We start from the raw sequence: 14,994 nt of genomic DNA, 5'->3' as shown, positions 1-14,994 counted from the left end.
CCGTAAATGACTTTTATTGCCCAGGAAAACGCGATCGAAGCCCGCAATATCGTCAAACGCTTTGACGGTGACATTGCGGTTGACGGTATTGATCTGAACATCCGTAAAGGCAGCATATTCGGAATTTTGGGCCCGAACGGTGCCGGCAAGACCACGACCCTAAGGATGTTGCTTGGAATTATCGATCCGGATGAAGGCGAACGATATCTGCTGGGTTCAAGCGATCCCATCAGCAAGGCCCATCAAGTCGGCTACCTGCCCGAAGAACGGGGATTATACCAGTCAATGAAGGCCTATGACGCGATTGCGTTCATGGGTGCACTCAGGGGTCTGCCCTTGGCAATCGGCCGGGAACGCGGGCGCGAGATGATGGAGAACCATGGGCTTGGTGATGCCATCGACAAACAAATCCGGCAATTGTCCAAAGGCATGGCCCAGACCGTGCAACTGCTTGGCACGATTGTGCACGAGCCTGATCTGATCATCCTCGACGAACCATTTTCCGGACTGGACGCCCTCAACCAGGGCAAGCTGGAACGCCTGATCCGGGCTCAGGCTGACAAAGGGGTCACGGTGATTTTTTCGACCCATGTGATTGCCCATGCAGAACGACTTTGTGAAGAAATCGCCATTATTGCCCATGGCAAGATTCCGTTTACCGGAAAAGTATCCACCGCACGCGACCGATTACGCCCCCAGGTTCATCTCGAAACACGTAATCTCGATGGGCCCTGGCGCTCGGCTATTCCCGAGGATTGCGAGCCACTGGGGCATAACTGGCATTTCACGCTGCCGGTAAATGGCGTTGAACCTCTGCTGCGCGCACTGGTGGAAGGCAATGCCGGCATTGAGTCCCTTTCGATCGAGCGGCCTGGATTGCATGATGCCTTTGTTTCAATCGCTGGCGAAGCTGTTGCAAAAAAGATGGAAGAAGATGCGGCTCGAGACAGCGCGGGAGATGCGGCATGATGGAAACTATACGCGCCGCCTTCGTTATTGCTCGCCGCGATTTCACAGCGATCATTTTTTCAAAGTCATTCTTCTTTTTCCTGCTCGGTCCGCTTTTCCCGGTGCTGGTCGCCATTGCTGCGGGCGGATTGGGAAAACAGGTTAATCAGGATATTGGCCGCCCCGATTTTGGGGTGGCAATGTCCACCGAAGAATCGCGGCAATTGGTCGCAGCACATATTGGCTTGAGCAAAAGTCTGGGTGATTTTGCAAATCTTGTACAATTGCCGGATGAAAATCCTGCCGATACAGACTTTGCCAGTCGGCTAAACGATGCTGCTGACAAGCCGTTGACACTGATCATTTCCGGCACGCTCGACAATCCAAGAATTACGGGCCCGCCCGGCGACCTCAACCGGTGGAAGGGCCGCATCGGTTTGCTTGTGCAGATGGCACAAGCCAGGCCCACTCCTGTTGATGTCGAACTCGATATCGTCACCTCAACGGGCGGTGCAACCAAACGTGACCGCCTGATTACAGCTCAGGGCGGGCAAGCCATTTTGATTCTGCTGACGATGATCCTCGCCGGCATGGTCCTGTCCAATCTGGTCGAGGAGAAAACCAACAAGATTATTGAAATCCTTGCTGCTGCTATTCCCATGGACGCGATTTTCCTCGGGAAACTTTTTGCGATGCTCGCAATGGCGCTGGTCGGAATAACCGTCTGGGCCAGCCTCGGATTCATTGCGATCTGGTCTCTCGGCGGGCAATTGTCCAACCTTCCGGTTCCCGCGGTTGGATGGCCCTTGTTCGGAATATTGATGATCTTCTATTTCTCGATGGCTTATTTACTCCTTGGATCCCTGTTTCTTGGGATTGGCGCGATGGCGACTACGGTTCGGGAAGTGCAAACGCTTTCGATGCCGGTCACAATGGGACAGCTGCTGGTGTTCTTCATCGCCTTCTCTTCGATCACCAAGCTGGGCGAGCCCATCGAATGGTTTGCGACCATCTTCCCGTTTAGCTCTCCTTTTGCGATGATCGCGCGGGCTGCTCAGATGGATAATGTCTGGCAGCATGGGCTGGCGCTGCTCTGGCAGGGGATGTTCACTTTGATCATCATCCGGTTCAGCGTGATGCTGTTCCGTCGCAATGTGATGAAGTCAGGTAACAGCGGTCGAAAACGGAGCCTGTTGGCTCGTTTCCGTCGCTAAAATCGCACCAGACAAACTGGCGAAACTGCTTCCGGTAGAAAATTCATTGACATTACTGTCAATAAATACACACTGATCCGGTTTTGAAACGCAACCGATTGCCGAAATGGCGACGGCAGGAGAGAGAAAATGGCATCCGTCCCGACTATTGATTTAAACAATCTGACCACATCGCCCACGGCAGATGAAGCACTGGAAGGGTGGTATAAACGCAACCCGCCAGTAGCGGGGGGAGATTCAAATCCCTGGGATGTCAGCCGGGCTGAATTGTACAGTAAAGACTTGTGGCGCAAGCCTTTTGCCGAAATGCGGGAACAGGCCCCCATCAACAAGGTCGAAGGCGGTGTGCATGGCGATTACTGGAATATAACCACCTATAAACCCATTCAACATGTCGAGGCTTTGCCGGACATTTTTTCGTCAGATGTCGATCAGGGCGGCATCACCATTGCTAATCCGGAATTCGACGATTCGGATTTCCAGCTGCCCATGTTCATTGCCATGGACCGCCCCAAACATACCGGACAGCGCCGGACGGTAGCCCCCGCGTTCACTCCGACCGAAATGAAGCGGATGGAAACCGAGATTCGCCAGCGCACGGCCGAAGTACTCGACGGTCTGCCCTGGGGTGAAAAATTTGACTGGGTCGACAAGGTATCGATCGAGCTGACCACCGGAATGCTCGCGATTTTGTTTGGTTTCCCGTGGGAAGATCGACGGATGCTCACCTACTGGTCCGACTGGGCAGGTGATGTCGAGCTGTCGATAGCCGAAGATTTAACCGAACAGCGCCGACAGATATTGTACGAAATGGGCGCCTATTTCATGCAGCTCTGGAACGAGCGCGTAAACAAGGAGCCAACGCCTGACTTGATCTCGATGATGATTCACAGCGAACATATGCGGGATATGGATCACATGGAATTCATGGGCAATCTGGTACTGCTGATTGTCGGTGGCAACGATACAACTCGCAACACCATGTCCGGTGTAGCTTATGGTCTGGGACAGTTTCCTGAAGAACGTGCGAAACTGCAGCAAAATCCGGACCTGATCCCCAATGCTGTGCAGGAACTAATCCGTTGGCAAACACCTCTGGCGCATATGCGACGCACGGCCCTTGAGGATTATGACCTGTTTGGTCATGATATCAAAAAAGGCGACAAGGTCGTGATGTGGTATATTTCTGCCAATCGCGACGAAGAAGTCTTCCCGGAAGCGGACAAGATCATCGTCGATCGCGAAAATGCGCGGCGCCATCTGGCCTTTGGTTATGGCATCCACCGCTGTGTGGGCGCCCGATTGGCTGAACTGCAAATCCGCATCCTACTCGAAGAAATGCATGAACGCCGGATGCAGGTCAATCCAACCGGCAAAAACCGCCGCGTGCATGCTTGTTTCGTCCATGGTTTCCGCGAACTGGAAGTCGAGCTTACCAAATATTGATCTGGCCAAATATTGATCAGCATCCGTTCAGTCACCATATTGTAACCATCCGCAGAACCGCACCGAATAGCAGGTAAGCATTGGACAAGGACATGTGCAGAATATGGCCCGAAAATTGGTAAGCCGCCGGACGATCGTGAAAACAGGATTGCTGGGAATTGGCGCCTGTGCCGCCGCCAGCATGACCGGACTGACGGGAATATTTGGCACCGAAGCGCAAGCCAAAGGCAAGTTCAAGATTAACCGGACTCCCGAGGAATGGAAAAAGCGGTTGGGTGGTGCGAGATATCGTATTCTCCGGCGGGAAGGTACTGAACGCCCCTATTCAAGTCCGCTAAACAACGAAAAACGCAAAGGCGTATATGCTTGTGCAGGCTGTAATCTTGGGCTGTATAAATCAGACACCAAATATGACAGCGGCACCGGCTGGCCCAGTTTCTGGGCACCAATCAAGGGCCGGGTGGGAACGTCAGTCGACTATAAAATCGGTTATCGCCGCACCGAGGTTCATTGCGGTCGCTGTGGGGGACATCAAGGCCATATTTTCAGCGATGGACCAAAACCCACTGGCGAACGGCACTGCATAAACGGTCTCGCTCTTCGATTTATCCCTGCCTGATCAGCCGCCCGCATCGGGTGCTTCCACCTGCTGCCAAAACTCGATCTTGACCCCGTCACAATCGAGTATCCAGGCAAACTTCCCATAGCCTTCGTCGACCTGTCCCAGAATTTCGAGGCCCTTTTCCTTGAGTTGTTCGACAAAGCCCTCAAGATCATCCACGCGCAGGTTGATCATGAATTTTGAAGGGCTGGGATCCAGATAATCACTGGTGTCGGGAAAATGACTGATCAGGCTGTAAGGCTTTTCACCTGTTTCTTCTGACCAGTTCAGCATCGGACCATATTCACCGTCCAACCCCAGATAATCCTTGTACCATTTGCGCGTAGCTGCGGGATCTTGCACTATGTGAAACACGCCGCCCAAACCGGTTATTGCTGCCATTTCCTGCTCCACGGTTCTGAGTGTTTCGCGCCCCGGGGTACGAGGCTATCACGATTCAGCTTCCGGTGTGCAATTCTTTTGGAATAACGCGCCAGACCATCAGATTACTGCCGCGAATATGAACGGTTTGCAACCAGTCTGGCGCCTTGTCGTCCAGCAAGTCGGCAATGAAACTATCCGGATTTCTCTCGCGATAGAGTTTCAGCTCATCCTCTTTCGGACATGCAATGATATAAGCAATGTTTCGCGCTGTCAGGATCGTACGCGCCTTGTCCGAAGCAGAGGTGAACAGGCGAATCTGATCCGCCATGGCGGCGCTGTTGCGATGATGGCTTGTAGCCAGCACATTATGTTTCGTGAGCGCCAAAATCGTGGGGCCGAAGTCGAACGGAGCGACAATGTTGGAACGCGGCAGAATGGACAGACGGCTCAAGGATTCCGTGGAATCACAGGCTGATGTTTCCGATAAGTCATTCGTACCATCGTCTTCCTTTGGCTTTGGCGTGTCTAAGCTGTTTATCGCCGCCACAGCCAGCGGACCGGGCATGATCACAAACACAACCGACGCTGTTGCCAAAATGCGAACAAGCGGACTTTTGACCCGTCGCGCGGCCACAAAAACCCGATGCACGACCCAGGCCATGAATGGCAGGGCATAAGCTGCCGCGACAGCAGAAGCACGCTGTACGAGCAGCGAGACCAGCAAGGCCCAAAGAAATGCATAGGCGAGCAGTACCAGCTTTTCCAGGTCGAACTCCTGCGCGCGACGCATCACAATAAATATCAGACTGCACAGGCCCACGAATATCGAGCCGCCCAGCAACGTCACGGTTGTTTTCCAGGATTGCACCCAGATCGGCAGACCTTCGCGAACGCTGACCAGCCAATAATCGCGTACGATCGGATCCAGATCAGAAAATGCGCTGCCAATGCACTGGGGCACAGTGAAATAGAGGACCGAAAAGGCGGCAGCGCCTGCCACAGCCAGTACCAGGATACGCACGATAATCTTCTGCGGTGCAAAAAGGATAGCCGGCAAGATGACTGCACCTCCTGCTCCACAGGCCATCAGGTGAGCAGGCGAGATCGCGTCGCAATAATTGATAATGCTGCTGATGGCGCCTTGTGTACCGAAAAACAGCAACAGACTGGCAATCAGAAAACTGACCAAGGTCCAGAACAGACGCACGCCTTCATCGAGCGATACGACCCAGCGCCAGGCCAGCAACGCGATGAACGCAATCGAAAGCGGCAGTCCTTCCAGTGAAATGGAAAGCCACAGCGCGAGTGCCGCCCCCATGACAATCCCGCCGCGTTTCTTGTCTGGCCAGAACATGGTCCACAGCGCAAGCAACGCCAGAACGATCTGCCAGCCGTGATGATCAATCCGCATCGGTCTGAGCTGGAGCATGACCGGCACCGCGGCTGCGGTCAGAGCCGCAGCCAGCAGCGCTACCGGACGATCAAAAACCTCCATCGTGATTTTCGCGACCATTATCATCGCCAGACCGATGGCAAATAGCGGCACAGTCACCATGGCAATCGTTTCTGCGAGGGCGGGGCCGGTAAGGGGCGAAAGCAACATAATGATCAGGGCCAGCGGGATCTCGATCAGACGCGGCCAGTGCATCGGCTGGCTGTCAGGTTCGCCAATCCGGTATTGTGTCGTGTCAAACCAGCTTTGACCAGCCATCCAGTCGCGCAACTGCACCTGGCGCAATTGATCGTCGGGCCCCCAGCCAAGACCGGAACCAATTTGTCCCCAGGATATGAAAATCAACACCGCGCAAACGGCAAGCCATATCCATAATATTGGAAATCTAGCGACCCATTTGGCGGCCATGTCTTATTCCCCGGTTTGTGCGCTGCTATTCACTTGCAGCTTGGCTCTCAGATAAAGCCACGGAACCCGCTCGGGGTCAAACTGGGACCGATTATGCCGGTCATAATAAGGCGGCATATGATCACCAACCAGCAGGATATCTGCTTCGGGAAAATCGCTGGCGGTAATTTCCTTGATCAACGCGATGTCGATATCATCAAATATCGCAAACTGGCGGCAGATCATTGGAAATTCGCTGGCCAGCTCGTGAGAGATACGAGCGCAATTGCCCGCGTTGAGATTGGCTTCCGTCGGGACGGGAAGATGCGCGTTGAGGGTCAACCAGTAGAGAAAGGTTGGCTGGGTCGCTTTCTTCAGATTTTCAGCCAGCAGCGAAGGTACATGGCGATCACAGGCACCGGCGAACACGCCGCCACACCATTCCGCGCCGCGCTTTTCCAGTTCCGGCCAGAATTCCTGCTTTTCAAATCCGATATTTGGATACCATTCGGCCCGCTTGAAAAATTCACCCTTGAAGCTGTGCATCGCATGTGTGGCATAGCCTTTCGCCGCCAACTGAGCGGGAAGACAGTTTTCCTTTTTGGCTTCTTCCGGATCAAGCAACTGGTAATAATCTCCCCAACTGCCACACATTTCCCGGAATTCACCGGCGGTTGTGCTGTTGTAATAAAGGCTGGTCCCCCGGCTCACGTCGTAACGCGCCTGGATCGCGCTGTTCTTGTAATAGGCAAACAGCTTGTCTGACATGGTCTGATTTTCGTGGGGCACACCCAGAGATTCGACCATGATCAGCACCAGATGCCGTTTTCCATCCGCTCGTGCTGCGAAATCGGATTTCTGAGCTGCAGATTCAAAATTGGCACCGACCGGTGCTTCCCGGAAATAATGTCCGCGCATGCCCTGCCCCATGGCGACATCGGCCCCAACAAGGCCAAAGATCAACGCCCCGCCGAGCAGGATGTGCAGCGGCTTGTCAAAATTGGTGTCACGCTTGAGCAGAAACCAGCTGGCAATCAATATGCCGACGATGACCACGGCAGCGGCGATATATTCCGCAGAATCGCTGGGCTGGATCTCGGCAAAAAACTGCAGCGAATAGAGCAGGCTGTCCATCGCCAGATTGAACAATCCGGCAACAAAGGACAGCAGCGAATAAGCCATTACCGCAGCAAAGGCGATCCATTGCACCACAGGCGGCATGCGTTTGACGATCAGACCGACAAAACCGGCAATCGCAATCGCAAAAAAGCGTGGCGGTGCACCGACAAACCACATTGCCATGAAGGGAATATTGGCAAGACCAATCCAGACCAGGGCCCAGTTCAGGAACTTGCGGAAATCCGTACTCAGTCCCGGCTTTGGTTTTTCCATCGCAATTGCTGTCACCGGAACACTCCATATTTGCGCGTCACATAGACGGCAAAGAAACTCACAAAAACGGCTGCACCTTTGGCCAGAACAGGCAGAACGCCCAGCTCAGTCAATGCGCTGACAATGCTGACCGTGATGCCCAGCCCCAATATTGCGGTACCGATAAAGCCCAGCCGCTGAAGCTGCAGCGCTGCCCCTTCACGGGTCTTGCCAGGAAACACAAAATTGGATGATATCAGCCAGTGAACAATAATGCCCGCACTGTAACCTGCCGCTGCTGCCAGTCCGGGATCGACTTTGAAATCGACCAGAACCAAAAGCACAGCGACATCAAAGGCCAGTGATATGACGCTGGCAATCAGATAGCGCGTGATCGAAAAACGATTCAGCATCGCAATAGGTTGCGGCAGGTTTCCAACCGCCTTTCCTATTGTCGAGCGCCGATCCGAATGTCGAAGTGCCATAGGTTTTAGGCCGCTTTCTTGCCGGCTTTGACTTCCTCTGCCTTGTCGTCAGCGGATTCTTCTATCCGGGTTGGAACATCGCGCATGGATTCGAGGGCCGCAGCGCGATCTTCGGAAATTTCTGCAGAGATCTGATCCTGCTCACCTTCGTCGCCTGCTTCATGATACTCAGCGTCCTCGTTGACATTCCAGACATTCCATTTGCGCGAACCGGCTTCGATATTCTCGACGGTCAACATCGCGGTCATCATCGCATGATCCTGATTGTTATACCGGTGCATGCCATTGCGGCCGACCATGTGCAGGGTTGAAAAACGGTTTTCCAGATCATCGCGCATTTCAGCGACATTCTGTTCGTAGGTATCGTCGTAAACCGGATAGGCTTTTTCCTGACGCACAACCGCACCGCCAACCACATCTTCGGGATTGCAAAGACCAAGAACAGCCATTTCCTTTTTGGCCAGTTCGACCAGATCTTCGTCTGTCGATGACCACAAGCCATCATTTTCAAAGCAGAAATATTCCAGGCCAACACAGGCAATGGACTCATCCGGCACCATTTCGGGTGACCAGCTGCGGAAATTTTGTACCCGACCCACCTGAACACGGTCATCATGGATATAAATCCAGTTGTCCGGGAACAGGTCTGCGGATTTGACCATCAAGGCGACGGTCAGGAAGTCCCGATATTTGAGCTCCTGCGCCTGTGGCATTGTTTGCGGCAGCGGATGAATACGGGTTGCCAGTTCGCGCATCGGCGCGGAACTGATCACATGTTTCGCGGTTATGACTTTTTCGCCATCATCGGTGGAAGCGCTCACTCGCCAGTTGCCGTCGGCATCCTGAGCAAGCTGTTTCAGGCTATGGCCCATCAGGACGTCATTACCTTTATCTTCGACATGCGCTTTGGCGGCATCCCACATCATGCCAGGGCCGAGGCGAGGATAGCGGAAGGTTTCAAGAAGCGTTTTGGTTTCCATCCCGTCATTGGGTTTCTTGTTGAGGCCCAGCGAGCGTTTCAAACCATCGGTCACGGCGCTCCAGAGGCTCAAACCTTTGATCCGCTGCGCCGCCCAGTCAGCCGACATTTCATCGCACGGCATGCCCCAAACCTTCTCGGTATAAGTCTTGAAGAAAATCGAATAGAGCTTGTAGCCGAACTGATTGACCGTCCAGTCTTCAAAGCTCTTCACATTCTTGTTCGGGAAAACCTTCGCCTTGGCATAGCTGACCATACACAGGGTCGAACGCCAGATGCCGAGGTTCCACAGCGCTTCGAATGCGCGCAGCGGATAGCTATAAAATTTGCCTTCATAATAGATGCGGCTCATCCGCGGGCGTTGAATAAAATCGTCAGGCAGGATCTCGTTCCACAGATCCACCACTTCTTTTGATTTGGAGAAAAAGCGATGCCCGCCAATGTCAAATCGAAAGCCTTCATATTCCACCGTCCGGCTGATCCCGCCGACATAGGTTGGATCTTTTTCGATCACGGTGACCGAATAGCCTTTTTTGGAAAGCAGATAGGCCGCGGTCAGTCCCGCTGGCCCCGCGCCGATTACAGCTACATCTACAGGTGCATTTGCTTCAGTCATATTGTCCCGTCCCTGTTCAGAAACCATGCCCCCACGAGCATGTGTTTAAGGTTCAGAAACCGGATTGAAGGAAAATGGTTAGCGAATGGTTAACCCGGCGTAAGCATCTGGGCGTGGACCCCCAAAAAACATTGAAATTTGACCGAAGCTGCAATAGATTCTGATTCTTGAAGGCCAGACGCCTTTATTCACACTCGGAGCTTTTTTGTTAGAGAATGTAACCAACCGCTGATTTGACGTCCGTTTGACGCATCAAATCACAGCCACGACGAGACCGATGCGCCAAGCGCAAAGGCGGTTTTGTCATGTCCTATGGTTTAACCTTCGAGAACAAAAATGAATATTTCCAAAGCCGAACAGCGTGTGCTCCACACGCTGGCTCAAGGCGGCCACATCCGCCACAAACGCTGCCGAAACGCCAAAATTGACGAGGTTATGTGCATAACCCGGGATGGCTACGCGCTATCCGATTGCACATTATCCGTCTTTGCACGTCTGAAACGCCGCGGTCTGATCAGATCGCATGGCGGCAAGCCCTACCGCATTTCGCTTCTGGGCCGAAAATCAGTGCGATCGCAGCTCAACAACAGATAGAAAGTATCGACATGAAAAACATCATTCAAAATGAAATCAGGCCTGCAAGGCCTGGCGACATTCCAGCGCTAAAACATATTATAGAAGCTACTGACATGTTTCCGCCAGCAATGCTTGACGACATGATTGCCGGCTATCTGGCGGGAACAGTCGATCGGGAATACTGGCTTGTCAGCGACAATCCAAAGCCAGTCGGGGTTGCTTTATACAGGATGGAAGAAATGACCATGGGAACATGGAATCTACTATTGCTCGCGGTTGATCCAGACCATCATGGCAAAGGTATCGGCACGAAGCTGCTCCTCCAAGTCGAGGAACATCTGGTGCACCTGTGTCAACGTGTGTTGCTGGTCGAAACGTCTGGCACCGGGGCCTTTGCCGCAACTCGCGCGTTCTACAAGCGGCAAGCATATGCCGAGGAGGCGATTATTCGCGATTTTTACGACGATGGCGATGACAAGGTCATATACCGCAAAACATTGCAGGATTGAGGCGGCGCAGGAGATGATTGGGGGTTGATGAAATACTCGGCAGGCCGTCAGGGTCAGTCTATTTTCAAATCCCCCGGCAACATCGGTTCACTCAACAAGCGCTCCATCGCTTTCCAGCGCCAGACCGGACCGTCGCCTTGTGCTTCGACCCACGCCTTGACCATGTCCTGACCGAGGCCGTAGTTGATGACATAGCTGCGATACTGGTCGTTGAAGGATAGCGACTGTTCGGCGCGTTTGCGGCTGACCAGCTGGTATTTCTGGATGAGCGCAATGGCTTCTTCTTTGCCGATCTCGCCGTCCAGATAGGATCTGGCGATGGTAAAACGCGCCCCTTTTATCTCGCCCAGCGCCTGCTGCAGTTCGAAATATTCGGCCGCACCGGCGGGATCGAGTCTGGCCAGCGGATACAGGACTTCACGCTCGAATTGCAGTCGTTGCTCGCCCGGGAAAGCGAGATCAATGCCGTAGTTGGCAGAGCCTTCGGCAATCAGACTTTGCGGGGAATAGAGCGGATAGATGGAGAATTCCTGCCAGCCCATTTCGCGGGTCAGGCGCTGTTCCAGCAACATGTTGTAGACATGGTGACCGGGATAGCCTTCATGGCAGCCGAGATCGACGGCGCGGCTGATCCGGATGGGCAGGTCGGTATTGATCTGGATCAGGCTCTGGAAATTGCCCTGATAGTAATTATAGCCACTCCAGCTTTTGCCCGTGACAAATTCCATCTTGAAATTTTCGTCATCCGGTAATTTGATATGGACGGCTGTGCGCCGCTTGCACTCGGCAATTGCGGCATCAAAAACCGGCTTCAGGCGGTCAGCCGGAATTGTGAAGCGCGTCTGATAGGCTTCCACCCTTTCGTGCAGCGGACCCTCGCCCGGCACAAGCTTTGCGATCTTCGCCAATGCATCGTTATATGATTCCAGCGGCTCCAGTTCGGGCGTCACGCCAAACAGGCCCTTGGCTTCCTTGTCGAACGGAAAGCGCTCTTGCTGCATCATCGCATGGCGGGTCCAGGCCGCTTCAAACTGCGCCGACAAAAAGCGTTTGCGAGCTTCGACAAGAGGATCATCGCTTGCCGGCAGCGCGTCAAGGCGCAGCATCAGATCCACGATCCCGTTGCCCAGTTCGCGCATATCGCGCGGTTTGAGTTTTGCAGCCTCGGCCCATTTTGCAGGGCCATAATAGGCATCCACATATCCCGCTTCCTGCTCGCCCAGTTCCAGTGTAAGTTGCACATAATCCTGCGCAATTCTGTCGAGTACTGTGTTCTTCTCTGGAACCGCCTGCGCAGGAGTGGAGACACTGGCCGGTTTTTCCGACGTGCAGCTGGCAAGGGCCAGCGATGCGGAAACAAGGACGCAGGCGGTTCTCAAGATGCTGCCTTCAGCTTTTCTGCATCCGGGCTGTCCGCAGAATCCTGATCTTCTGCCTGCGGGGCAAAGCGCAAAATGCAAAAACCGATAATCGCCGACAGGAACGAGCCGCCGAGAACGCCAATCTTGGCTTCCTCAATCAGCAGTTCGTTGCCGGGGAATGCAAGGGCGCCAATGAACAGGCTCATCGTAAACCCGATCCCGCACAGCATCGCCACACCATAAACCTGTAACCAGCTCGCGCCGCCGAGACGCCCGGCAAAGCCGGTTTTCACCGCGATCCAGACCGAAGCAAAAATACCAATTTGCTTCCCGAAAAACAGGCCAGCCGCAATACCCAGCGGGAGCGGTGCGAATATCTCGTTAAATCCGATACCTTCGAGGGACACGCCGGCATTGGCGAAACCAAAAATCGGGACAATCAGAAACGCGCTCCAAGGTGCAATCGCATGTTCGAGACGATGCAGCGGAGAATCCTCGGCATCAGGTGATGTTGGCGTTCGGACAATCGGTATTGTCATCGCCGCCAGCACCCCGGCTATGGTCGCATGCACACCGGACATCAACACTGCATACCAAAGCAGGATCGCACCAATCAGATAGGGCCAGAGTTTCAGCACTCCGTTGCGGTTCATCGTGTACATCACCGCCAGAATAACGGCACTGGCGAGTAACGCGGCACCGTTGATTTCTGCTGTGTAAACAAGGGCGATAATCGCAACTGCGCCCATGTCATCGACAATCGCGACAGTAACCAGAAACAGTTTCAACGAGGCCGGGGCCCTCGGCCCGAGCAGCGCCAGTACGCCAATTGCAAATGCAATATCGGTAGCAGCAGGAATTGCCCAGCCATTATAGAGCGCCGGAACATCCTTGACGATCGCGAGGAAAAATAATGCAGGAACCACCATGCCTGCCGCTGCGGCCAGCACCGGCAAGCGCCGTCGCTCCCATGTATTCAATCTGCCATCGACAAATTCACGCTTGATCTCCAGGCCAACCAGCATGAAGAATATCGCCATCAGACCGTCATTTATCCACAAATGCGGGGTCATCGGACCAAGTTTGCTCGACAGGGTCGGGCCTTTCATTTCGTGGAGAAAGTGATGGTACATGTCGTAGAGCGGGCTGTTGGCGACGATCATCGCCAGAGCCGCCGCGACCATCAGCAAGATGCCGCCAGCGGCTTCGCTTTTCAAAAATTCGCGGAGTGCTGAGTCTGTTCCGGATCGCGCTATTTTTTCAGTCGACATAGGGGACCTTGTGATTGGGATATGTTGTGATTCTCTTGCGCAGACAGATTTGTAAAATCAAGAGCCAACTCGAACCAGATTTGGTTCAGGCAGCTATAAGGTCACGAACTTCGGCGGCCAGCCCATAGGATTTCTCTCGGGCGGATTGATCAAAGATCGATCCACTGACGATCAGTTCATCGGCCCGGGTCCGATCCAGAAACGCACGTGTGGCCGACAGAACAGCGTCGGTAGCACCCACGGCACTGCCCTGCATGATCTGCGCGAGCATCGCCTGAGCGGATGGCGGCAGGCTGTCGCGATAACCTTCCACGGGTGGTGGTAATTTTCCCGGATTTCCGGTACGCAGCGCGACAAAGCTCTGCATCATGCTGGTAGCAAGATGCTCCGCCTCATCATCAGTATCCGCTGCAAAAATGTTAAATCCACACATGACATATGGCTCGGCCAGCTGTGCCGACGGTTTGAAATCCCGCCGGTAAATTGCCAGAGCATCATCCAGTGCCTGCGGTGCAAAATGCGATGCAAAGGCGTAAGGCAAGCCGAGTGCGGCGGCAAGCTGGGCGCCAAACAGGCTGCTGCCCAATATATAGAGTGGTACTTTGGCTCCACTGCCCGGAGTCGCCTGAATACCCAGCCGTTCATCGCCTTCGAACAACGCTTGCAATTCGACAACATCGCGCGGGAATGCGTTGGGGTCCGTATCAAGATTGCGCCGCAATGCCTGAGCCACCCGTTGATCGGAACCGGGCGCCCTGCCCAGTCCGAGATCGATACGACCGGGGAATAAAGCTTCGAGCGTGCCGAATTGCTCGGCGATGACCATGGGTGCGTGATTGGGCAGCATGATACCGCCCGCTCCGATGCGAATGCGTGATGTTCCCTGTCCGATATGGGCCAGTGCAACCGAGGTCGCGGCACTGGCAATTCCCGCCATGCCGTGATGTTCCGCCATCCAGAAGCGCTCAAAACCAAGCTTCTCTCCATGTTGTGCAAGCGCTAGAGAACGATCCAGTGCGGTCTTTACATCCGCGCCCTGCGGGACAGGAGACAGATCCAGAATAGAGAATTTTACGGAGTCGTGCATGGTAGATGGTTCCTGTTCGCCGGTTTGGCTAGCGCGCTGAGGTACGAACAGCAAGCCCGATTGAGTCGGGAACCCGGGTTGAACCGAACGACAAATAGGTTCGGACAGATTTGCGTAGCTTCGAAACCAGTGTAAACTTGCCGAAGGGCCAACCAGGACGATCTTTAAAACAAGGGAACGGAACACGGTATTTGAGGGATGTCGCGATGACGTTGACCATCACTATTGCATCAACATGCTATTTATTGAGCAGTTTCATTTTTTCCGCACTTTATGTGCGCTTCGCTGATCAATCGCCTGTGGCGA

Annotated in this window: 14 protein-coding genes; 6 read left to right on the top strand and 8 right to left on the bottom strand. The window is 53.9% G+C overall.

Features of this window, described 5'->3' with window-relative positions; genetic code table 11:
• Window positions 1-6 precede the first annotated feature (6 nt).
• The 4 genes from ABJI30_RS01820 to msrB all read left to right on the top strand — a co-directional run bounded on the left by ABJI30_RS01820 (window position 7) and on the right by msrB (window position 4,227).
• Window positions 7-969, top strand: a complete 963-nt coding sequence (locus ABJI30_RS01820) for an ATP-binding cassette domain-containing protein (RefSeq protein WP_348015187.1) — start codon at window positions 7-9, stop codon at window positions 967-969.
• Entirely contained in the window at window positions 966-2,162 is a 1,197-nt protein-coding gene (locus ABJI30_RS01815) for an ABC transporter permease (protein ID WP_348015186.1), read from the top strand. Before ABJI30_RS01820 ends, ABJI30_RS01815 begins: the two co-directional genes overlap by 4 nt.
• 129 nt (window positions 2,163-2,291) lie before the next feature.
• On the top strand, window positions 2,292-3,608 hold the full coding sequence (locus ABJI30_RS01810) for a cytochrome P450 (RefSeq protein WP_348015185.1): 1,317 nt from the start codon (window positions 2,292-2,294) through the stop codon (window positions 3,606-3,608).
• A gap of 103 nt (window positions 3,609-3,711) precedes the next feature.
• On the top strand, window positions 3,712-4,227 hold the full coding sequence (gene msrB, locus ABJI30_RS01805; protein ID WP_348015184.1) for a peptide-methionine (R)-S-oxide reductase MsrB: 516 nt from the start codon (window positions 3,712-3,714) through the stop codon (window positions 4,225-4,227).
• On the opposite strand, the gene ABJI30_RS01800 is transcribed toward msrB, so the two are convergent.
• Genes ABJI30_RS01800 through ABJI30_RS01780 form a run of 5 tightly spaced genes read right to left on the bottom strand, consistent with a single transcriptional unit; the run spans window position 4,228 to window position 9,884 of the window.
• Window positions 4,228-4,611 (bottom strand): VOC family protein, encoded by a 384-nt coding sequence (locus ABJI30_RS01800; protein WP_348015183.1) that lies wholly within the window; start codon window positions 4,609-4,611, stop codon window positions 4,228-4,230. It abuts the gene before it with no gap.
• A gap of 55 nt (window positions 4,612-4,666) precedes the next feature.
• Window positions 4,667-6,454 carry a hypothetical protein gene (locus ABJI30_RS01795; RefSeq protein ID WP_348015182.1) on the bottom strand — a complete coding sequence of 596 codons (1,788 nt, stop codon included), beginning with the start codon at window positions 6,452-6,454 and terminating at the stop codon, window positions 4,667-4,669.
• Window positions 6,455-6,457: 3 nt separating this feature from the next.
• Window positions 6,458-7,840, bottom strand: a complete 1,383-nt coding sequence (locus ABJI30_RS01790; RefSeq protein ID WP_348015181.1) for a sulfatase-like hydrolase/transferase — start codon at window positions 7,838-7,840, stop codon at window positions 6,458-6,460.
• The gene (locus ABJI30_RS01785) at window positions 7,837-8,289 is read right to left on the bottom strand and encodes a GtrA family protein (protein ID WP_348025384.1); all 453 of its coding nucleotides are present in this window, start codon (window positions 8,287-8,289) and stop codon (window positions 7,837-7,839) included. The genes ABJI30_RS01790 and ABJI30_RS01785 overlap by 4 nt, the downstream gene beginning before the upstream one ends.
• Before the next feature lie 5 nt (window positions 8,290-8,294).
• Window positions 8,295-9,884, bottom strand: a complete 1,590-nt coding sequence (locus tag ABJI30_RS01780) for an NAD(P)/FAD-dependent oxidoreductase (RefSeq protein ID WP_348015179.1) — start codon at window positions 9,882-9,884, stop codon at window positions 8,295-8,297.
• A gap of 336 nt (window positions 9,885-10,220) precedes the next feature.
• Between ABJI30_RS01780 and ABJI30_RS01775 the strand changes: the two genes are divergently transcribed.
• Both ABJI30_RS01775 and ABJI30_RS01770 read left to right on the top strand, forming a co-directional pair.
• Complete coding sequence (locus tag ABJI30_RS01775; RefSeq protein ID WP_348015178.1) at window positions 10,221-10,478, top strand: YjhX family toxin; 258 nt, start codon at window positions 10,221-10,223, stop codon at window positions 10,476-10,478.
• Between the two features lie 11 nt (window positions 10,479-10,489).
• On the top strand, window positions 10,490-10,969 hold the full coding sequence (locus tag ABJI30_RS01770; RefSeq protein ID WP_348015177.1) for a GNAT family N-acetyltransferase: 480 nt from the start codon (window positions 10,490-10,492) through the stop codon (window positions 10,967-10,969).
• Between the two features lie 53 nt (window positions 10,970-11,022).
• Here the strand turns inward: ABJI30_RS01770 and ABJI30_RS01765 are convergent, their stop codons facing one another.
• The 3 genes from ABJI30_RS01765 to ABJI30_RS01755 all read right to left on the bottom strand — a co-directional run bounded on the left by ABJI30_RS01765 (window position 11,023) and on the right by ABJI30_RS01755 (window position 14,688).
• Window positions 11,023-12,348: a hypothetical protein gene (locus ABJI30_RS01765; RefSeq protein WP_348015176.1), complete on the bottom strand. Its 1,326-nt coding sequence runs from the start codon at window positions 12,346-12,348 to the stop codon at window positions 11,023-11,025.
• The gene (gene nhaA, locus ABJI30_RS01760) at window positions 12,345-13,601 is read right to left on the bottom strand and encodes a Na+/H+ antiporter NhaA (protein ID WP_348015175.1); all 1,257 of its coding nucleotides are present in this window, start codon (window positions 13,599-13,601) and stop codon (window positions 12,345-12,347) included. The genes ABJI30_RS01765 and nhaA overlap by 4 nt, the downstream gene beginning before the upstream one ends.
• Window positions 13,602-13,686: 85 nt before the next feature.
• Entirely contained in the window at window positions 13,687-14,688 is a 1,002-nt protein-coding gene (locus ABJI30_RS01755) for an LLM class flavin-dependent oxidoreductase (protein WP_348015174.1), read from the bottom strand.
• Between the last annotated feature and the right edge of the window lie 306 nt (window positions 14,689-14,994).

The organism is Parasphingorhabdus sp., assembly GCF_039968395.1.
Lineage (GTDB): Bacteria > Pseudomonadota > Alphaproteobacteria > Sphingomonadales > Sphingomonadaceae > Parasphingorhabdus.
This window is presented reverse-complemented; position numbering and strand designations above follow the sequence as displayed.